This is a genomic window from Pseudomonas sp. BIGb0558 (genome assembly GCF_024807515.1).
GTDB classification, from domain to species: domain Bacteria; phylum Pseudomonadota; class Gammaproteobacteria; order Pseudomonadales; family Pseudomonadaceae; genus Aquipseudomonas; species Aquipseudomonas yamanorum_A.
In genome coordinates this window covers 63,418-81,320 of the sequence record NZ_JANUEW010000027.1, presented here as the reverse complement: position 1 = coordinate 81,320, position 17,903 = coordinate 63,418, and the positions used below count along the sequence as shown (strand labels likewise).

Annotated in this window: 20 protein-coding genes; 5 read left to right on the top strand and 15 right to left on the bottom strand. The window is 65.0% G+C overall.

Annotated features, from left to right (window positions below):
* Window positions 1–142 precede the first annotated feature (142 nt).
* Genes dctA through M2400_RS25030 form a run of 5 tightly spaced genes read right to left on the bottom strand, consistent with a single transcriptional unit; the run spans window position 143 to window position 4,980 of the window.
* Window positions 143–1,441: a C4-dicarboxylate transporter DctA gene (gene dctA / locus M2400_RS25050; RefSeq protein WP_259198511.1), complete on the bottom strand. Its 1,299-nt coding sequence runs from the start codon at window positions 1,439–1,441 to the stop codon at window positions 143–145.
* A 49-nt stretch (window positions 1,442–1,490) separates the two neighbouring features.
* Window positions 1,491–2,432 carry a D-2-hydroxyacid dehydrogenase gene (locus M2400_RS25045; RefSeq protein WP_259198504.1) on the bottom strand — a complete coding sequence of 314 codons (942 nt, stop codon included), beginning with the start codon at window positions 2,430–2,432 and terminating at the stop codon, window positions 1,491–1,493.
* Window positions 2,429–2,812 (bottom strand): VOC family protein, encoded by a 384-nt coding sequence (locus tag M2400_RS25040; RefSeq protein WP_259198503.1) that lies wholly within the window; start codon window positions 2,810–2,812, stop codon window positions 2,429–2,431. Before M2400_RS25040 ends, M2400_RS25045 begins: the two co-directional genes overlap by 4 nt.
* On the bottom strand, window positions 2,809–3,774 hold the full coding sequence (locus M2400_RS25035) for a hydroxymethylglutaryl-CoA lyase (RefSeq protein WP_177047910.1): 966 nt from the start codon (window positions 3,772–3,774) through the stop codon (window positions 2,809–2,811). The genes M2400_RS25040 and M2400_RS25035 overlap by 4 nt, the downstream gene beginning before the upstream one ends.
* A gap of 15 nt (window positions 3,775–3,789) precedes the next feature.
* Window positions 3,790–4,980, bottom strand: coding sequence for a CaiB/BaiF CoA-transferase family protein (locus M2400_RS25030; protein WP_259198501.1), 1,191 nt, complete (start codon window positions 4,978–4,980; stop codon window positions 3,790–3,792).
* 117 nt (window positions 4,981–5,097) lie between these two features.
* On the opposite strand from M2400_RS25030, the gene M2400_RS25025 reads away from it, so the two are divergent.
* Entirely contained in the window at window positions 5,098–6,000 is a 903-nt protein-coding gene (locus M2400_RS25025) for a LysR family transcriptional regulator (protein ID WP_259198499.1), read from the top strand.
* Here M2400_RS25025 and M2400_RS25020 read toward each other — a convergent pair.
* Window positions 5,997–6,881 carry a LysR family transcriptional regulator gene (locus M2400_RS25020; protein WP_177047913.1) on the bottom strand — a complete coding sequence of 295 codons (885 nt, stop codon included), beginning with the start codon at window positions 6,879–6,881 and terminating at the stop codon, window positions 5,997–5,999. The two genes, M2400_RS25025 and M2400_RS25020, sit on opposite strands and share 4 nt — an antisense overlap.
* 104 nt (window positions 6,882–6,985) lie before the next feature.
* On the opposite strand from M2400_RS25020, the gene M2400_RS25015 reads away from it, so the two are divergent.
* The 4 genes from M2400_RS25015 (at window position 6,986) to M2400_RS25000 (ending at window position 10,984) form a co-directional block, all read left to right on the top strand.
* A complete protein-coding gene (locus M2400_RS25015; RefSeq protein ID WP_259198494.1) occupies window positions 6,986–7,642 on the top strand; it encodes an RraA family protein in 657 nt (218 codons plus the stop codon).
* A complete protein-coding gene (locus tag M2400_RS25010) occupies window positions 7,639–8,868 on the top strand; it encodes a pyridoxal phosphate-dependent aminotransferase (RefSeq protein ID WP_259198493.1) in 1,230 nt (409 codons plus the stop codon). The genes M2400_RS25015 and M2400_RS25010 overlap by 4 nt, the downstream gene beginning before the upstream one ends.
* Window positions 8,869–8,965: 97 nt before the next feature.
* Window positions 8,966–10,291 carry an MFS transporter gene (locus tag M2400_RS25005; RefSeq protein WP_259198491.1) on the top strand — a complete coding sequence of 442 codons (1,326 nt, stop codon included), beginning with the start codon at window positions 8,966–8,968 and terminating at the stop codon, window positions 10,289–10,291.
* Window positions 10,292–10,321: 30 nt separating this feature from the next.
* Window positions 10,322–10,984, top strand: a complete 663-nt coding sequence (locus M2400_RS25000; RefSeq protein ID WP_177079373.1) for an RraA family protein — start codon at window positions 10,322–10,324, stop codon at window positions 10,982–10,984.
* A gap of 8 nt (window positions 10,985–10,992) precedes the next feature.
* Here the strand turns inward: M2400_RS25000 and gspD are convergent, their stop codons facing one another.
* The 9 genes from gspD to gspG are packed head-to-tail and all read right to left on the bottom strand — an operon-like array spanning window position 10,993 to window position 17,886.
* Window positions 10,993–13,194 (bottom strand): type II secretion system secretin GspD, encoded by a 2,202-nt coding sequence (gene gspD / locus M2400_RS24995; protein ID WP_259198490.1) that lies wholly within the window; start codon window positions 13,192–13,194, stop codon window positions 10,993–10,995.
* Window positions 13,191–13,715: a DUF2531 family protein gene (locus M2400_RS24990; RefSeq protein ID WP_259198488.1), complete on the bottom strand. Its 525-nt coding sequence runs from the start codon at window positions 13,713–13,715 to the stop codon at window positions 13,191–13,193. Before M2400_RS24990 ends, gspD begins: the two co-directional genes overlap by 4 nt.
* On the bottom strand, window positions 13,712–14,323 hold the full coding sequence (gene gspM, locus M2400_RS24985; protein ID WP_259198487.1) for a type II secretion system protein GspM: 612 nt from the start codon (window positions 14,321–14,323) through the stop codon (window positions 13,712–13,714). The genes M2400_RS24990 and gspM overlap by 4 nt, the downstream gene beginning before the upstream one ends.
* Entirely contained in the window at window positions 14,298–15,329 is a 1,032-nt protein-coding gene (locus tag M2400_RS24980) for a PilN domain-containing protein (RefSeq protein WP_259198485.1), read from the bottom strand. The genes gspM and M2400_RS24980 overlap by 26 nt, the downstream gene beginning before the upstream one ends.
* Window positions 15,326–16,048 (bottom strand): general secretion pathway protein GspK, encoded by a 723-nt coding sequence (locus tag M2400_RS24975; protein ID WP_177079377.1) that lies wholly within the window; start codon window positions 16,046–16,048, stop codon window positions 15,326–15,328. Before M2400_RS24975 ends, M2400_RS24980 begins: the two co-directional genes overlap by 4 nt.
* Complete coding sequence (locus M2400_RS24970; RefSeq protein WP_177047931.1) at window positions 16,045–16,665, bottom strand: prepilin-type N-terminal cleavage/methylation domain-containing protein; 621 nt, start codon at window positions 16,663–16,665, stop codon at window positions 16,045–16,047. Before M2400_RS24970 ends, M2400_RS24975 begins: the two co-directional genes overlap by 4 nt.
* A complete protein-coding gene (locus tag M2400_RS24965; protein ID WP_177079378.1) occupies window positions 16,662–17,033 on the bottom strand; it encodes a prepilin-type N-terminal cleavage/methylation domain-containing protein in 372 nt (123 codons plus the stop codon). The genes M2400_RS24970 and M2400_RS24965 overlap by 4 nt, the downstream gene beginning before the upstream one ends.
* On the bottom strand, window positions 17,030–17,461 hold the full coding sequence (locus M2400_RS24960) for a GspH/FimT family pseudopilin (protein WP_259198482.1): 432 nt from the start codon (window positions 17,459–17,461) through the stop codon (window positions 17,030–17,032). Before M2400_RS24960 ends, M2400_RS24965 begins: the two co-directional genes overlap by 4 nt.
* Window positions 17,461–17,886: a type II secretion system major pseudopilin GspG gene (gspG, locus tag M2400_RS24955; RefSeq protein ID WP_003209911.1), complete on the bottom strand. Its 426-nt coding sequence runs from the start codon at window positions 17,884–17,886 to the stop codon at window positions 17,461–17,463. The genes M2400_RS24960 and gspG overlap by 1 nt, the downstream gene beginning before the upstream one ends.
* Between the last annotated feature and the right edge of the window lie 17 nt (window positions 17,887–17,903).

Here is a 17,903-nt window from a genome sequence, read left to right as displayed (position 1 = left end):
GAACGCCGAGCCTAGGCGAGGCGCCGACAGGCGGGGCAGAGCGTTTTGGTTACTTTTGCGCTTTTCAAAAGTGACCCGCTGTAAGAGCGGAACCAATAGCGGCCGTTACCTAAATAACGGATATACACCCACAACCACCCCCTCACCCCCGCCCCTCCCTGGCACACCCACCACGCAACTCCGCCGCCAGCTTCCCCTCATCCAACGCCCCCTCCCACTTGGCAATAAACAGCGTCGCCACCCCATTGCCAATCACATTAATCAACGCCCCCCCTTCAGAAATAAACCGATAAACCCCGAGCACCAACACCAACCCCGCCGCCGGAATCACATCCAGGCTACCGAGGGTCGCCGCCAGCGTAATAAACGCCCCACCGGTAACACTGGCCGCCCCCTTGGACGTCAGCAGCAGAATCAGCAACAAGGTGACCTGGTGCCAAAGATCCAGGGGAATATCCAAAGCCTGGGCAATAAAAATCGCCAACACCGTCATGTTGATGCAACTGCCATCCAGGTTGAAACAGTAACCCGACGGCACCACCAACCCCACCACCGACTTCTCACACCCCAGGCGCTCAAGCTTGCCCATCAACCGCGGCAACGCCGACTCCGAAGACGATGTCCCCAACACCAGAAACAGCTCATCACGGATGTACTTGAGAAACTGCCACAAACTGAACCCAGCCAAACGCGCCACCAGGTTCAACACCACAAACACAAAGAAAACCGCCGTCACGTAATAGCAAATCAACAAGTTTCCATAGGCCCCCAACGACCCCACACCATACTTGCCGATGGTAAACGCCATCCCCCCGAACGCCCCCAACGGCGACACATACATGACAATCCTGACCATGCGAAAAAACGCCTGGGCCACCAGGTCAATCAGGCTCAGCAACGGCTTGCCCGCAGCCCCCAGCATCTGCAAACCAAACGCAAACAGAATGGAAATAAACAGCACCTGCAGGATGTCGCCCTCGGCAAACGCCCCCAACACCGTGTTCGGCACAATATGGGTAAGAAACCCCACCACACTCTGCTCATGGGCCAGCTTGCTGTAGCCCGCAACCGCCTGACCATCGAGGGTCGCCGGGTTGATATGCATCCCCGCCCCCGGCTGCATCAGGTTGACGCCGATCAGCCCGATCACCAACGCCAGGGTCGTCAGCACCTCGAAGTACAGCAGCGACTTGAAGCCAACCCGACCGATGCGCTTGAGGCTCTGCATGCTGGCGATGCCGCTGACCACGGTGCAGAAGATGATCGGTGCAATCAGCATCTTGATCAGCTTGATGAACGTGTCGCCCAGGGGCTTCATCTGTTCGCCAACGCCGGGGTAAAAGTGCCCGACGATGATGCCCAGCAGGATCGCCAGCAGCACCTGCACATACAGGTGGCGCAGTACGCGGCGCAGGCGTGACGGGGATTTTTCCGAAATCATGCTTGTTATTGTTTTCATGAGTGGACCTTGTTGTTTGGAGAGGGAACCTCTACGACACGACGTTGATCAGGCTCCCGCTGTAGTAACCCTGAAGGTTGCCGAGGATGCCGTCGGCCAGCCGTTGCAGGCTGCTCTGGCTGGCCCAGGCCACGTGGGGCGTGACGATCAGGTTGGTATGCGGGCTGTTGAGCAAGGGGTGATCGGCCGGCGGCGGTTCCTGGCACAGCACATCCAGCGCGGCGCCACCCAGACGGCCGCGCTCCAGTGCCGCGAGCACAGCCGACTCATCCACCAGTGGTCCACGGGCGGTGTTGATCAACAAGGCGCCGGGTTTCATTTGCGCGAGCTCTGCTCCCCCAATCAGGTGGCGGGTACGCTCGGTCAGCGGGCAGTGCAGGGAAATCACATCGCTCTGCGCCAGCACCGTCTCAAACGCCTGATACCCCTGTCGCACCGCCGTCACGCCGCGGTGCTCGGCGAACAGCAGGCGCATGCCCAACGAACTCGCCAGGCGCGCCGTGGCCAGGCCGATCGCGCCCTTGCCGAAGATGCCAAGCACGCTGCCTTGCACATCCTGGATCGGCTCGCGGTGCACGCAAAAGTGTCGCGATTCGGGCCAGCCCCGCCGGGCCGCGCGCTGGTAGGCAAACAGCTGCCGGCGCAGGGCGAAGATCGAGGCGATCACCGATTCGGCAACGCTTTGCGCCGAATACGCCGGCACGTTGGACACGCTCACACCAAAGTCCCGGCAGGCGGCCAGGTCGATGCAGTCGTAGCCAGTGGCCGCGACGCAGATGAAGCGCAGGTTGGGCAGTTGTTCCAGCTCGACGCGGCCAATACGCACCTTGTTGGTGATCAGCACGTGGGCATGCCGGGACACGTCCACCACTTGATCAGCAGGCGTATCAGGTCGGTCTTGCCAGTCGGTGACCCAGGCCGGCGCGGGAATGTTCAGGGGCAAGCTGTCGCTGTCGAGGAACACCACGTTCATGGCTGTACCTGCTCGGAAATCTCGATCAGGTTGAGGTCCGGGTCGCGCACGTACACCGAGCGGATCGGCCCGGTGGCGCCCGTGCGCATCACCGGGCCTTCGATGATCGGCCACTCGACCTTGGCCAGATGGGCAATCACCTGCTCCAGCGGAATCGAGGCGATAAAACACAGGTCCAGCGCCCCTGGCACCGGCAAGTGCGCTTTGGGCTCGAACTCGTGGCCGCGCACGTGCAGGTTGATTTTCTGCTGGCCGAAGGCAAACGCCTTGCGCCCGCCGGCGAAGGTCTGCAGCTGCATGCCCAGCACGCGCACGTAGAAGTCCTCGGCCGCAACCGGGTCGATGGTGGTGAGTACCAGGTGGTCAAGATGGTCGATCATGGGCGCAGCTCCAGGGTGTTGGCCACCTGCTTTTCCAGGCTGGCGACATGGGCGGGAATCGGGTGCAGGTCCAGGCGTTTGCCGGCTTTCAGGACCTGGCTGGGAATCTCGTGGCCGATCAGTCCGGGCAGTTGCCGGGCAACCGCCAGCACGCGATCAAGGTCGACGCCGGTGCTGAAGCCCATGAGTTGCAGCATGTGCAGCAGGTCTTCGGTGCATACGTTGCCGCTGGCGCCCGGTGCGTAGGGGCAGCCGCCGAGGCCGCCGAGGGATGAGTCGAAGCGGTCAACCCCGGCGTCGATGGCCGCCAGGGCATTGGCCAATGCCATGCCGCGGGTGTTGTGGAAATGCAGGGTCAGTTGCAGCGCCGGGAACCGCTCGCGCACGGCCCGGGACAGCGTCTCGACCTGGCTCGGGTAGGCCATGCCGGTGGTGTCGCACAAGGTCACGCCACGGGCGCCCAACTCAGCGAAGCGCTCTACCCAATGCAGCACCTCCCCCACCGGCACATCGCCCTGCATCGGGCAGCCAAACACCGTCGACAGCGACACATTGATCGCCACCGGGCCCTTGGCGCCGATCACGCTGAACACTTCACGCAGCTGGGCAAACGACTGCTCGCGGCTCATGCGCAGGTTGGAGCGGTTGTGGGGCTCGCTCACCGACATCACGAGGTTGGCCTCATCGATGTTGCACGCCAGCGCCCGCTCGGCGCCGCGCACGTTGGGCACCAGCACGGTGTACTCCACCGCCGGGTTGCGGCGGATGCCGTGCATCACCGCCTCGGCATCGCGCAGGGCGGTGATGGCCTTGGGCGAGGTAAACGAGGTGACTTCGATCTTGGCGAAACCGCACTGGCTGAGGGCGTCGATCATGGCGATCTTGTCGGCGGTCTCGATAAACCGTGCTTCGTTCTGGAAGCCGTCACGGGTGGCGACTTCCTGCAAAAACAGGCGTTGCATGGCTGTTCCTCCGATTCAAATGATGCCGCGCTGGCGCCAGTCGGCTTGCTGCGCGGGGGCGATGCCGAGGCCGTCGAGGATCTCGGTGGTGTGCTGGCCCAGGGTCGGCGCCGGGCGCATCACGCGGCCCGGGGTGGTGCCGAGCTTGGGCACGATGCCGGGCAAGGTCACCGGCGTGCCGTCGTCCAGCTGGCTGTCGAGGAGCATCTCCCGCGCCCGGTAGTGCGGGTCGTGGGCGATGTCGGCGGCGTTGTAGATCTTGCCGGCGGGGATGCGCGCTTCGGTGAGGATCGACAGCACCTCATCCAACGGCAGCTGTGCGGTCCATTGGGAGATGGCGGCGTCGATGCGTTCTACCTGCAGCACCCGGCCGTCGTTCTGCGCCAGCGCCGGGTCGGCCGCCAGGTCGGGGCGACCGATCACTTCCATCAGGCGTTGGTAGATGCTGTCGCCATTGCCGGCGATCAACGCAAAACCACCGTCGCGGCAGCGGTAGGCATTGGTCGGTGCGATGCCCGGCAAACTGCTGCCGGCGGGTTGGCGCACGGTGTTGAACACCGAATATTCGGGCAACAGGCTTTCCATCATGTTGAACACCGACTCGTACAGCGCCACGTCGATCTGCTGGCCTTCGCCGCCGTTCTGTTCGCGGTGCCGCAGGGCCAGCAGGATGCCGATCACCCCGTGCAACGCCGACAGCGAGTCGCCAATGGAAACACCGACCCGCACCGGCGTGCGCCCCGGCTCGCCGGACAGGTGGCGCAGGCCGCCCATGGCTTCGCCGATCACGCCGAAGCCGGGGCGGTCGCGGTAAGGCCCGGTCTGGCCATAGCCGGAAACCCGCAGCATGATCAGTTTCGGGTTCAGCGCATGCAGCGTGTCCCAACCCAGGCCCCAGCTTTCCAGGGTGCCGGGGCGAAAGTTCTCGATCAGCACGTCGGCATCCGCCACCAGGCGGCGTACCACTTGCTGGGCCTCAACCTGGCGCAGATCAAGGGTCAGCGAGCGTTTATTGCGTGATTGCGCCGCCCACCACACGGACGTACCGTCGTGCAGCAGCCGCCATTTGCGCAGCGGGTCACCGGTCACCGGCGGTTCGATCTTGACCACCTCGGCGCCGAATTCGCCGAGCATCTTGGCCGCGAACGGCCCGGCAATCAGTTGACCCAGCTCCACGACCTTGAGACCTTGCAGCGGTAAGCCCATGAGGTTTTCCGTTCTTGTTGAGTGCATGTGCCATGGATAATCGACACAAACCGGGCGGATGAAAATTTCGGATTTCGCCACTATCCTTTCCAGATTGGAAACCCTCGGACACCCCTGATGATCAATCCCCTGCATTTCGACCTGCTGTCCCTGCGCTTGCTGATCTTCGCCGCCGAAACCGCCAACCTCACCCGCGCCGCGGAAAAGGCCAACATGACCGTCTCGGCCGCCAGCAAGCGCCTGGCCGAACTGGAACGCACCACCGAATGCCCGCTGTTCGTGCGCCTGCCGCGGGGGCTGGAGCTGACGGCGGCGGGGCAAGGCATGGTCGAGCACGCAAAAATCATTCTGGAAGGCGTCAACCGCATGGCCTGCGACGCCAGTGACTACGCGGTGGGGGTACGCGGGCATGTGCGGCTGTTCGCCAACACCTCGGCGGTGGTGCAGTTCCTGCCGGATGACCTGGCGGCGTTCCTGCGGGACAACCCCCACGTGCGCATCGGCCTGGAAGAAGCCCTCAGCGAACCGATCATCCAGGCGGTGGAAAGTGGCCGCGCCGATATCGGGATCTTTGCCGATAATGTGCCGGCCGAGGGGTTGTACAAACTGCCGTATCGCGAAGACCGGCTGGTGCTGCTGGTGCCCGTGGGCCATGCGCTGGCCACGCAGCCAAGGGTGTCTTTCAGCGACACCCTTGGCTTTGATTACGTGGCGCTGAACCAGGGCAGCTCGCTGCTGCGCCGGATCACCGACGCCGCCGCAAGCGCCGGCAAGGTGCTCAAGGTGCGGATCCAGGTCAGCAGTTTCGACGGGATCTGCCGGATGATCGAAGCCGGGCTGGGCATCGGTATCCTGCCGTTGTCATCGGTGCGGGCCGAACTGCTGGGCAGCCGGTTGATCGCCGTGGAGCTGGACGACGACTGGGTGCAGCGCACCCTGTTTGTCGGGGTCAGCAGCCAGGCGCAGTTGGCACCGGAAGCAGCGAAGTTGTTCGAGTACCTGAGCCAGCGCAATCCTTAGCGAAACCGTGCGATCACCGCCTCCACCACCGGGTTGGGCCGCTGGGTGTTCCAGGCGACTGCCGTGGTCACCACATTGAGTTTCTGGCTCAACGCCCGAAACACCACATTGGCCGGGGCCAGTTTTTTCAGCGACGCCGGCACCAGCGCAATCCCCTGCCCATAGCTGACAAACGCGATCTGCGAGGCCACCGAACGCACTTCATGCAGCACCCGTGGGGAAAAACCACTGGCACGGCAGGTAGCGATCAGGTTGTCGAAATACACCGGGCTGACATTGCGCGAGAACATCACCAACGGCTCATTGGCCAGGCTCGACAGGCTGATGCGCGTGCGGCTCGCCAACGGGTGATCCGCCGGCAACGCCACCACCAGCCGGTCTTCCGTCAGCGGCAGGGACTGCACCGAGGCGCCCAGGTCGCCGTCGAGTCGGGCGAACGCCAGGTCAATGTCTCCGTTTTCCAGCGCCGGCAGCGCCTCGACGCTGTCGATTTCCCGCACCGACACCGTGAGCTGCGGGTAATCGAGCTTCAGTTGCTCGATCAGGCCGGGTAACACATCGAACATCGCCGTGGAGATCGCACCAATGGTCAACATCCCCGACTGCCCCGCCACCGCTTCCTCCACCGCCAGCTCCAGGCGCTCCAGTTGCTCGGCGAATTTGCGCACCGCCGGCAGGATCGCCGCGCCCACCGGGGTCAGTTGGGCCCCGCGTCGCGAACGGTCGAACAGCTTGACCTTGAGCGCCTGCTCCAGCACCTGGATCTGCTCGCTCAGGGGCGGCTGGGACATGCCGAGGCGCTTGGCGGCGCGGCCGAAGTTCTGCTCTTCGGCCACTGCGAGGAACAGCCAGAGATGACGGATCAGGCGAAAATTGATCATGGTTTTATCCATAGGTTAAGCGTATGCAAGGCTTCTGTACTTCGTAATATACCTATCAAAGCGCCTCGCCGACACTGGCCGCCTCTGTCACCCGAGGCTTGCCCATGACCGCTGATCACTTGCTCGACCGCCTGGCCGCACTGGACACCAACACCGTGTCCGACGCCCTCGACTTCCTCGGCCTGCCCGGCGCCACCGTGGGCCTGCGCCCGCTGTGGAACTGCCCGAAGATCGTCGGCCGCGCCAGCACCGTGTTGCTCGGCCCCAAGTCCGACACCGCGCCGACGGTGCACCTGATCACGCCGGTGATCGAACAGGTTGAAACCCGCGACCGGGTGCTGGTGATTGCCGGCGGCATCGAGGGCATTTCCTGCTGGGGCGACATCATCGCCAACGCCGCATCGCGCAAGCACATCCGCGGCACGGTGATCGACGGGTTCAGCCGTGATATCGACGGCAGCGAGGCCATCGGCTATCCGGTGTACGGGCGTGGCGTGACCATGATCAGCGCGCGCAACCGCGTGGTGCAGCTCGATGCCGGCGTGACTATCAGCGTCGCGGGCGTCAGCGTCAGCGAGGACGACTATGTGATCGCCGATGTATGCGGCACGGTATTCGTGCCCCAGGCGATGATGGAAAAGGTCCTGGACCTGGGCGAGCGCATCGCCCGCCGCCAGGACGGCATGGTGCAGGCGGTGCGCAGCGGGCGCTCAGTGGTGGAGGTGATGCACGACGCACAGTTCGAGGCGATCAGCCAATGAGCCGCGATATCCAGCGGCTCAACCCGCGCCTGGCCAGCGCACAACCGTCTGCTACCTATCGCATCATGGACCGCGTCGCAGAACGCCGCGCACAAGGCGCGCAGATCATCTCGCTGTGCGCTGGCGAGCCGGATTTCGACACCCCGGCGCATATCCGCGAAGCCGCGATCCGGGCCATCGAAACCGGCCACACCCGCTACACCCAGGTGGCCGGTGCGCGAGCCCTGCGGGAGGCGGTGGCGGCGAAGTTCCGCCGCGAAAACGGCCTGGACGTGTCCTGGCAGGACACCCTCGTGTGCAACGGCGGCAAGCAGGTGATCTACAACGCCCTGGCGGCCACCCTCGATGAAGGCGACGAAGTGATCGTGCCGGCGCCGTACTGGGTCAGTTACCCAGAGATGGTGCAACTGTGCGGCGGCGAAGCGCGCATCGTCACCTGCGACGCCCACAGCGGCTTCAAGCTGACACCCCAGGCGCTGGCCGCCGCAATCACCCCGCAGACCCGCTGGCTGATCCTCAATTCACCGTCCAACCCCACCGGCGCGGTGTACAGCAAGGACGAGCTGCAGGCGCTGGCCGAAGTGCTGCTGGCCTACCCGCAGGTGCTGGTCCTCGCCGACGATATCTACGAGCATCTGATCTTCGACGGCCAGGCCTTTCATACCCTGGCCCAGGTTGAACCCCGGCTGGCACCGCGCACGTTGACCATGAACGGCGTGTCCAAGGCCTACGCCATGACCGGCTGGCGCATCGGTTTCGCCACCGGACCGCGCTGGTTGCTGGAAGCCATGGAAAAGCTCCAGGGCCAGCAAACCTCCGGCGCCTGCTCGATCTCGCAACAGGCGGCCCTCGCCGCACTGGAAGGCCCCAGGGACTTCATCCGCGACAGCCGCGGGATATTCCAGGCGCGCCGGGACCTGATGGTCGAGCTTCTCAACGACACCCCGGGCCTCGGGTGCATCAGCCCTGCCGGTGCGTTTTATGCGTTTGCCTCCTGCGCGGCGCTGATCGGGCGTACTTCCGCTGGCGGCCGGGTGCTGCGCAGCGATGAAGACGTGGCCCTGGCGCTGCTCGACGAGGCGAATGTGGCCGTGGTCCACGGCAGTGCCTTTGGCCTGGGGCCGTACATTCGCATCGCCTATGCCCTGGATGATGCGTCGCTGCGCCAGGCGTGTGAGGCGATCCGTGGCTTCTGCAGCAGCCTAGTGACTGAAGAAGAAAAGTGATGAATTCACATAGATAAATATCGCTAATGGTGGCGTTCGGCCCTTTTTAAGATGAGGGCCGAACAGGACAACACTCACAACAACAAGGTCCGCCCCTATGTCTATGCCTGAAGTCATAAAACCCGCTGTGCGCAGCCAATACCGCTGGGTGGTCGCGGCGCTGATTTTCCTGATCTACACCGTGGCTGCGGCCGACCGGGCCAACCTCGGCGTGGCGCTGCCGTTTATTCGCCAGGAATTTGAAATGAGCAACGCCCAGGCCGGCGGGCTCGTCAGCCTGTTCCTGCTGGCTTACGCCCTGGCGCAATTGCCGTCGGGCTTTGCTTTCGGCCGCTTTGGCGTCAGCCGGATCCTGCCGGGGGCCATGGTGCTGACCTCGTTGCTGACCGGCCTGGTGGGCACCGCCAGCTCACTGCTGGCCCTGAAACTCTATCGCCTGGGACTGGGCATCGCCGAGGGCCCGTTGCCCATCAGCATGACCACCACCATCAACAACTGGTTTCCGGCCCGGGAAAAAGGCACGGCGTCGGGGATCTTCCTGTCGGCCGTGAAGTTCGGGCCCGTGATCGTGCCGCCGCTGTGCGCGGTGATCATTTCGGTGTGGGGCTGGCGCGAGATTTTCTACTTCTTTGCCATCCCGGGCATCGTGCTGGCAGTGGTCTGGTACTTCATGGTCACCGACCACCCTTCCCGCAGCCGCTTCGTCAACAAGGCCGAACTCCAGTACATCGTCGAAGACACGGCAATCGCCCAGACCGCCCGCGTGCACAAGACCCCGGCCTGGGTGGAAAAGCTCGACCGGGTGATCCGCACCCGCGATGAAAAACCCCTGGAGACCAACCGCCAGGTGTTCAGGTCCTGGAACGTCTGGGGCTGCGCCACCAGCTACTGCTTCCAGCTCGGCGTGTCCAGCGTGCTGCTGGCGTGGATCCCGACCTACCTGATGACCGTCAAGCAGTTCTCGATCATGAACATGGGCCTGGTCTCGGCGGCGCCCTGGGTGGGCGCAGTGCTGGGCAACCTGCTGGGTGGCTGGTGCTCCGACCGCCTGATGGGCGGGCGCCGCAAGCCGGGCATGCTGCTGTCGGCGGTCGGCACCTCGTTGATGATGTACCTGCTGATCAACTCACCGGCCGAGCCCCTGCCCTATGGCTTGCTGCTGATGCTGACCGGCGTGGTGCTGAGCCTCGGGTTCTCCTCCTACATGGTCTACCCGATGGGCCTGACCACCAAGAAGACCTTCCCGATCTCCAACGCCATCGTGAACATGATCGGCCAGTTGGGCGCCGCCGCCACGCCCTTCATCACCGGCCTGCTGCTGGACAACTACGGCTGGAACTACGTGTTCGCCTGGCTGGCCATCGGCTCGTTCATCAGCTTCATCATTTTGCTGACGATTGCCGAGCCCCGCCCACAAACCTGACCTATTTGTCACCACCCTGAGGAGTTACCCATGTCGCCCCAAGACCAAGAATTGGTTGCCCTGTTTGCCGGCCTCGACACCCCGGGCGTGTCCGACGCCCTGGACAAGCTCGGCCTGCCCGGCCAGTGCCTGGGGATCATGCCCCTGGACGATTATCGCCAGGTGGTGGTCGGTCCGGCCTTCACCGTGCGCTACGTCAGCGCCAGCACCCCGCCGGGCACCGTCGGCGACTTTGTCGATGACGTGGCCGAAGGCGATGTGGTGGTGATCGACAATGACGGGCGCACCGACTGCACCGTGTGGGGCGACATCATGACCCAGTACGCCGGCAGCCAGCGGATCGCCGCGACGGTGATCGATGGCGTGTGCCGCGACGTGAGCAAGGCCCTGGGCGACGGCTACCCGTTGTTCACCAAAGGCCGGTTCATGCGCACCGGCAAGGACCGGGTTGAAGTGGAGTCGGTGAACCAGCCGGTTTCCATCGGCCAGGCCCGCGTATGCGCCCGCGACATCGTGGTGGCCGACGCCAACGGCGTAGTGATCGTGCCCCGCGAGCGCGCCCATGAAGTGGCGGCCTGCGCACGCTCGATTGAAGCGGTGGAAGCGCGTATCCGCGGGTTGCTCGATGACGGCAAATCGTTGCGCGAAGCCCGTGCAGCGCTGGGTTATCACACCCTGCAACGCAAGGGCTGACCCTCCCTTCAGTTGGCCGGGCGCAACAGCTGCATCTGCTGGCGATAGTCATCCGTCACCTGCCGCGCCTGGCCGCTGCTGGTAATCACCCTCGGCGTGATCAGCACGATCAGCTCGGTGCGATCCTTGGACTTGCTGGTGTTGCCAAACAACCAGCGCAGCCCGGGGATTTTTCCCAGGTACGGCACGGCGCTGACGCTCTCGGCGTTGTCCTGCTTGATCAGCCCGCCGAGCAACACGGTCTGGCCGCTTTGCACCGCCACCTGGGTCGACACCGAGCGCGTGGAGATGCGCGGGTTGTTGGGCGTGTCGCTGCTGTTGGTGGTCTGGTTCTCGGCATCGCTGACCTGCTGCTGGATGTCCATGTACACCAGGCCGCCCGGGTTGATGCGCGGCACCACGTCGAGGATCACCCCGGTCTGGATGTATTCGACGCTGCTCAAGGTGGTGTCGGAGGTGCCGGTATTGACTGTGGTCTGGCTGATGGGGATGTTGTCACCCACCTGGATCTGCGCCGGCTGGTTGTTCATCACCACCAGCGACGGCGCCGACAGCACCTGGGTGCGGCCGTTGGTTTCCAGGGCATGCAAGGCCACTTGCAGGTTGGAGCTGACGAAGGAATAGAACAACGAATCCGCGCCCAATCCCGCCCCGCCACCGCCCAGCGCGCCCTGGCTGCCTGGGGTATTGGCCACCGTGGTGCTGGTGGAATTGCCTGCCAGGCGCCCCAGGTACCATTGCACCCCGAGGTCCAGCTCGCCGGTGAGTTTGACTTCGAGGATGCGCGTTTCGATCTGCACTTGCAGCGGCGGGTTGTCGAGGCGCTTGATCGCCGATTCGATCTCCTTCCACTGCACCGGGCGAGTGCGCACCAGCAACTGGTTACTGCTTTTCTGCGCGGTGATGCGGGTGCCGGCGTCGAGGCTCTTGCCGGGGGTTTGCGGCTCGGCGCTTTCACTGTCTTCGCTGGTGGCCGGGGCCTGGTCCTCGTCATCGCCAACGGGCGGGTTGGTACCGCTGTTGTTCAGGCCGCCGGAGGTGCCGCCACTGGTGTTGAGTGACGACAGGGTCGCCGTGCGCAGACCCGGCGCCACCTTGGCCGGCGTATCGTCCTTGATCGCGCCGGTGCCGTAGATCTGCCGCAGGTACTTGGCCAGGTCCGTGGCCTTCATGTTGCGCACGTCGTAGACGTACATCTGCGGTTCATTGCCGCCGCCTTCGTCGATGGTGTGAATCCAGTCGCCGACTTCGCTGAGGTACTGCGGCTGGGACGAGATCGCCACCACCGAATTGGTCCGCTCAATCGGCAGAAAGCGCACCATGCCCGCCAGGGGCATGCCGCTGTCGGGGCCGAACATTTTTTGCAGCTCGGGCATCAGCTCGGCCACCGAGGCCCGCTGCAAACCGAACACCCCCACCGACATGCCTTTGAGCCAGTCAACGTCGAAGGTGTCGATGGTGTCCTGATAGTTGGCCAGCTCATCCGGCGTACCGGCCAGGCTCAGCACGTTGCGCGCCGGGTCCACCAGCAGGAAGGCATTTTCCCGGGCGAACGGCTTGAGCAGTTTCTGCATTTCCGTGGCCGAGATGTAGCGCAGTGGAAACAGCCGCGCCGAGAGCCCGCTGGAGGGTTGCGACACGCTCATTTCCGGCACCAGTTTGCCCGCCACCGCCTGGTTGGCCGGCAGGATCACGTAGCGCTGGCCCTGGCGGATCATCGCGTTATCGGTCCAGGACAACAGGGTTTCGAGGATCGACAGCGCCTGCTTCTTGTTCACCGGCTTTGAGGTGGAGAAGCTTACGTTGCCTTTCACACCCTGGGCGATGCTGTAGTTCTCGTGCAGCAGGTCGCCCATGACGCTGTTGATCACCGCCTCAATCGGCTGGTCGGCGAAGTTGAACACGATGTCGCCGCTGGCTTCATCCTTGACCGCCGGCGCCGGTGCGGGCTGGCGCACAAACTGCTGGTTGCCGCGAATCAACTGGCGTTGGGGCGGCGTGGACGCCTGGGGTTGGCGACTGTCAGCCGCAGGCGACTCGCTGGCCGGGTCCACGGCGGGCCGTTGCGAACCGGTGCCCTGCATCGCCTCATGCAGCAAGGCGTCGTCCGGGTCGAGGTGATCGGGGAATGACCCACAGCCGGCCAGGGAGACGGCGGTGGCCAGGCAAAACACGGTGGTGCGCAAGGCGCCAGGGCAAGTATCGATCAAGGTGCGGGCTCGTGAGGAAGGGAAATCGGTGGTGTGGTGGACGGCGGCGGCAAACGCGGAACGCTGAGGCTCAGGGTTTGCGTGCGGCCATCCAGTACAAAACGGGCATGCAGCGGTGTCAGGTGTTCCAGGCGCCAACCGTTGGGCAGGGCCTGGCCTTGGTGGACCTTGAGTGGCGGGCCGTCCGCAGGTTTGAGCAGCGCGACGCGCAGCTCGCCGTCGAGCAGCACGCCGGTCAGCTTCAGGCTCGACAGGCTCGAAATCTCGGCCTGGCCCACGGCGGCATCGGGGCTGCGGTCGGGGCTGAACAGCGGCGTTTGCCAGGTGCCGGCGAGGCTTTCCAGGGTCGCGCTCGGGGCCACGTGAACCTTGGCCGTGGCATTGGCGCGCGCAGCGGAGGCTGGCTCATCCAGCCACTGCGGCGCATCGCCGATGCTGCTCAAGATGCCGACCATCAGCAGGCCGAGCAGCCCGGCCACACCGAGCAATCCCCACTCCAGGGGGCGCAATGAACTGGTCATCGGCGGGCCTGCGTGGCGGCGGCCGGTTGCAGATAGCCGCGCACCAACAGGTGCACCACCAGCTTTCCGGCGCCGCCGCTGGCGGGCGCATTCGGGCCACGGCGGATGCTCATTTCATCCACGAACAGGAACGGCCGCTGGTACTCCAGTTCATGCAGGATCGCGGTCAGCGGCTCGATGGCGCAGTTGAGGGTCAGGCTGACTTTCACCTGGCGATAGGGTTCGCTGTCGTCCTGCTCCGGGGTGATGGGCATGCGCTGGGTCAGGCTGCACCCACCGCCAAGGCCGGCTCGGCTGTTGATCAGGTCGGCGATGCGCTGCATCAGGTCGGCCGCCACGGCGCTGGGGTCATCCCCGGGCAACAGGCTGGTGCTGCTGGCCGGGTCCTGGCGGGCTTGCTCCAGTTGCTCGCGCAAGGCGGCGCCCTGGTGCAGCAGGCCGGCATAGCGTTGCTGTTGTTCGCGCAGTTGCTCGGCCTGCTCGCCCATGGCGCGCAACGGCCCGGCGAACCAGCTGTCGATCAGCAGCCAGTAGCCGCCGCCGAGCACCAGCGCGAGGACCAGCAAGGCTGCGCCGCGACGTTCACGGGGTGTCAGTGGTCGGCGCATCGGCGGCCTCCTGGTGCAAGTGGGCGCGCAGGGAAAACTGGTCCTTGCCGGTTTGCGCATCGGGTTGGATCACCCCTTCGAACTGGGCGTTTTCCAGGCTGTGGCAGGCCTTGATCCGGGTGATCAAGGCACTCGCCTTGGCGCTCTGCCCGGAGAAGGAAACGTCGGCGCCGTCGTTGACCTCCAACTGGTCGATCCAGGTGTCGGCGGGCAGGCACGCCGTCAGCTCGTTGAGCAGCGCTGCCAGCGGCGGTTGTGCCGACTTGCGGCGAATCAGGTACTGCGCGGCGCCACGGGTATTGAGCAGTTGCTGGCGCAGGTTCTGGATCTCGGCGACCTGGGCTTTTTGCTGCTGAACCTGCTCGTGCATCACGTCGAGCACCCGCTGGCGGTCGTTGAGCCACAGCAACATCGCCGCAATCAACAAGGCGCCGCACAACCACGGCAGGCTGCGCTGCAAGCCCTTCCCCGCCGGGCGTTGGCGAGGGCGCAACGGGGTCGGCAGCAAGTCGATGCCCATGGGGCCGTCCACATCCACCGCGTGGGGCTGCAAACCAAGGGCGGCGCAGTCCAGCAGGATCTGGTCCAGGCGCTCGCGCAGGATGGCCACCAGGGTCACCTGCAAATGCGCAGCGGTGCGCCGTTCCTGACGGGCCACGAAGTACAGCTGCCCGGCCTCGAACGGGGTAAAGCGGTCCAGCTCATACCCCACCACCGTCGACAGGTCGCGCCCGGCCGCCAAGGGCAGTTGCAGGCTTTGCCGCAGCACCGCCGAGGGCGGGAGCAGCAATACCTGGCGCACTTCGCCGACAGGTTTTGCCACCGCCTCGGTCAACGGCCACAGGTAGTGATGCTCGGGGATGTCGTGGAGCGGCAGCCACGCCGGCAGGCAGCCACGCAGCTCCTTGAGCCACAACCGCCAGCCCGATTGCAGCACGCTGCCGCGCCAGCGCTGGGCAACAGGCGCCACCAGCACCTGCAGCCGTGCGGATAAGTGTTCGTTCATTCTTGCCAACGTAGGACTCGATAAGGTTGTGCGCTGCCTTGCGCGGGGCTCAATAACACCGTGGCTTGCAGCCGGGCATGCGCGCCGCCTGGCCGTTGTGCGCGGCTGTCGATCACCAGCACGTCGCCGGGGTCGGCGCCTGCCGCACTCAAGCGCGGCAGGTTCAACGCACGGCGCATCAACGGGCTGGCGAAGGCCGGATCAGGGCGGTCCAGGCCACTCCACAGGCTGATCTCGGGCACCAGTGCGCTGTACAGCGCCTGGGTCATACCCGGTAATTGCCGCACTTCCTCCACCACCCGAAACGGCGGCAGGCCTTCGTTGCGCCGCACTTCCAGGTCCCTGGCGAGCCGGTTGGCCTGGGCCTGGGTGGCACCGCAGGCCAGGGCCAGGCGCGCAAAATCACCCGCCTCGGCGCTGTTCAAATACAGCTTGCCGCGCTCGCTGTGCAGGCTCACGTGCAACTGGGCGTCATCAAACACCAGGGGCATTTCGCGACCGTCGGCAATCCACTGTTTGCGCTGCAGCGGGTCGGCCAGGGCCTGCATGGCCAGCGCCACGCCCGCCTCCGCCGCCAGCAAGGCCTGGGCGTGCTGGCGATGCCACAGGGCCTGGCGAGTCTCCAATTGCACCCAACCGGCCAGGCCGCCCAGCAGCAGGCTGAGCAACGCCAGCACCCACAGCACCAGCAACAGGGCAACGCCGCGCTGGCGCTTCATTCGCCCGATGCGCCACTGGAGAGGTTCAGGCGCAGGGCAACCACCTGGGTCACCCACGGCACCGGCCCATTGACGCGCGCGGCGATACGCACCGCGTAAGGCAGGCGCTTGGTCCACGGCCAGTCATTGATCCAGCCGGTGGCCTGGCCCTTGGGCGACACGCCGAAATAGCTGAATTGCAGGTCCTCGACGTTGGTGAGCAAAACCTGCGGCTCGCTGCGAATGGCCGGCACGCTGACCTGGGCGCTGGACTCGAACCGGGCGAAGGCCACTCGCAACTCGCCCTCGGCCAACTGCAAGGTGAAACGCTGGATGCCGCCGCCGAGCACGCCCGGCAAGGTCGCGACGAATTGCAGGCGTTGGGGGTTGCCGACAAAAAAACCGTTGGTTTGGCTGTCGTCCTCAGTCACATCCAGCGGCAGCGCCTCGCTGATGGAGGTGCGCAGGAACTGTTGCGCGGCGCGCATTTCATCCAGGCTGACCGTGTAGCGCTGGGCCTTGAGCACCGCGCGGTTGGCCCCCAGCAATGCGCCGCCCACCAGGACCAGCAACACCCCCAGCAAGCTGAGCACGATCATGATTTCGAGCAAGGTAAAGCCCCGTTGATGCTGATTCACAGGCCGGCCCTGTCGGTGGCAGCGCGCAGTTTCAGGGTGCTGAAACGGGCCTGGCGCCGGGCTTCGCTGACGGTCAGGTCAAGGCGAAACAAACGCGGCTGACCGATGCGGGTCGGCTGCTGGGCAACGGTCAATTGCCAATCGATGCCGTCCCCCAGGCTGCCCTGGCGGGTGCCGCTGGCCAATGGGCCCGAGGCTTCCTGATCCATCACGCTCAGGGCGGCGTGGGTGAGGCGGTCACTGTGGGCCACCTGCAACAACGAGCGCGCGCTCTGGCCGAACGCGACCAGCAGCACCATGCTGCAGATCGCCATGAGGGTCAGCGCGGCGAGCATTTCCAGCAAGGTGAAACCCGACTGGCGATTCATGGCAAGACCCTGGACTGCACGCTGCCGGTTAGCCAGCCAATATCGATGCGCCAGCGGCGTGAGCCATTGGCCAACAACAGGTTGCCGCCGGTGGAACTGCCGTCGGGGTAGAACTGCACCGCCGGGCCTGCGTGCTCGGCGGTGTGCAGGGTCACTTGCAGGTCGGCCGGCCAGTGCTTGAGTGGTCGCCCCGGCGCCTGGAAACTCAGTTGCTCCAGGTTGAATAGGGTCCTGGCCGGCATGCCGCTGACAATCGCCCGCGCCCGTGTACTGCGCAGGGCCTCGACCATCTGCCCGACCGCCTGGCGCTCCTTGGCCACCCGCAGGCCTTGTTGCAGGCCGAATCCCACCAACCCGGCCGCGAGGCTGATCAATACGATCACCACCAGCATCTCCAGCAGGGTAAAGCCGCGTTGGGGGGCACGCATTATTCCCAGTTGCCCAGGTCGGCACTGTAGCCTTCGCCGCCGGGCTGGCCGTCCTGACCGTAGAAGATCAGGTCGAAGGCGCCATGTTCCCCGGGAAAGCGATAGCCGAAGGCATGGCCGAACGGGTCCTTGAGGTCTGAGGGCTTGGCGTACGGCCCGGCCCAGCCGGCGGTATTGCCGGGCTTGTCGACCAGTTGCTGGAGGGTCTTGGGTGGCGAGCCGACATCCAGGCCGTAGCTCTCGATTTTCATGCTCAGGCTGGCCAGTTGCGCCTTGCCCGCGCCGTATTTGCCCTTGTCGACGTTGCCGCCCACCTGGCGCACCACGATGGTGGCGACGATGCCCAGCAGCACGATCACCGCGAGCATTTCCAGCAAGGTAAAACCGCCTTGGCGGCGGGCGGGTTTGAAACGGGTATGGCGCATCAGCTTGCTTCCTTGGG

Bases quoted from the DNA above. Each gene is read 5' to 3' on its own strand.
- M2400_RS25015 (WP_259198494.1), top strand. From the start codon at position 6,986: ATGACCGCTGATCACTTGCTCGACCGCCTGGCCGCACTGGACACCAAC.
- gspM (WP_259198487.1), bottom strand. From the start codon at position 14,323: ATGCGCCGACCACTGACACCCCGTGAACGTCGCGGCGCAGCCTTGCTG.
- M2400_RS25045 (WP_259198504.1), bottom strand. From the start codon at position 2,432: ATGAACGTGGTGTTCCTCGACAGCGACAGCTTGCCCCTGAACATTCCC.
- M2400_RS24975 (WP_177079377.1), bottom strand. From the start codon at position 16,048: ATGAAGCGCCAGCGCGGCGTTGCCCTGTTGCTGGTGCTGTGGGTGCTG.
- M2400_RS25025 (WP_259198499.1), top strand. From the start codon at position 5,098: ATGATCAATCCCCTGCATTTCGACCTGCTGTCCCTGCGCTTGCTGATC.
- M2400_RS24980 (WP_259198485.1), bottom strand. From the start codon at position 15,329: ATGAACGAACACTTATCCGCACGGCTGCAGGTGCTGGTGGCGCCTGTT.
- dctA (WP_259198511.1), bottom strand. From the start codon at position 1,441: ATGATTTCGGAAAAATCCCCGTCACGCCTGCGCCGCGTACTGCGCCAC.
- M2400_RS25000 (WP_177079373.1), top strand. From the start codon at position 10,322: ATGTCGCCCCAAGACCAAGAATTGGTTGCCCTGTTTGCCGGCCTCGAC.
- M2400_RS25030 (WP_259198501.1), bottom strand. From the start codon at position 4,980: ATGGGCTTACCGCTGCAAGGTCTCAAGGTCGTGGAGCTGGGTCAACTG.
- M2400_RS24990 (WP_259198488.1), bottom strand. From the start codon at position 13,715: ATGACCAGTTCATTGCGCCCCCTGGAGTGGGGATTGCTCGGTGTGGCC.
- M2400_RS25020 (WP_177047913.1), bottom strand. From the start codon at position 6,881: ATGATCAATTTTCGCCTGATCCGTCATCTCTGGCTGTTCCTCGCAGTG.
- M2400_RS25010 (WP_259198493.1), top strand. From the start codon at position 7,639: ATGAGCCGCGATATCCAGCGGCTCAACCCGCGCCTGGCCAGCGCACAA.
- gspG (WP_003209911.1), bottom strand. From the start codon at position 17,886: ATGCGCCATACCCGTTTCAAACCCGCCCGCCGCCAAGGCGGTTTTACC.
- M2400_RS24965 (WP_177079378.1), bottom strand. From the start codon at position 17,033: ATGAATCGCCAGTCGGGTTTCACCTTGCTGGAAATGCTCGCCGCGCTG.
- M2400_RS25005 (WP_259198491.1), top strand. From the start codon at position 8,966: ATGTCTATGCCTGAAGTCATAAAACCCGCTGTGCGCAGCCAATACCGC.
- M2400_RS24960 (WP_259198482.1), bottom strand. From the start codon at position 17,461: ATGCGTGCCCCCCAACGCGGCTTTACCCTGCTGGAGATGCTGGTGGTG.
- M2400_RS25035 (WP_177047910.1), bottom strand. From the start codon at position 3,774: ATGCAACGCCTGTTTTTGCAGGAAGTCGCCACCCGTGACGGCTTCCAG.
- M2400_RS25040 (WP_259198503.1), bottom strand. From the start codon at position 2,812: ATGATCGACCATCTTGACCACCTGGTACTCACCACCATCGACCCGGTT.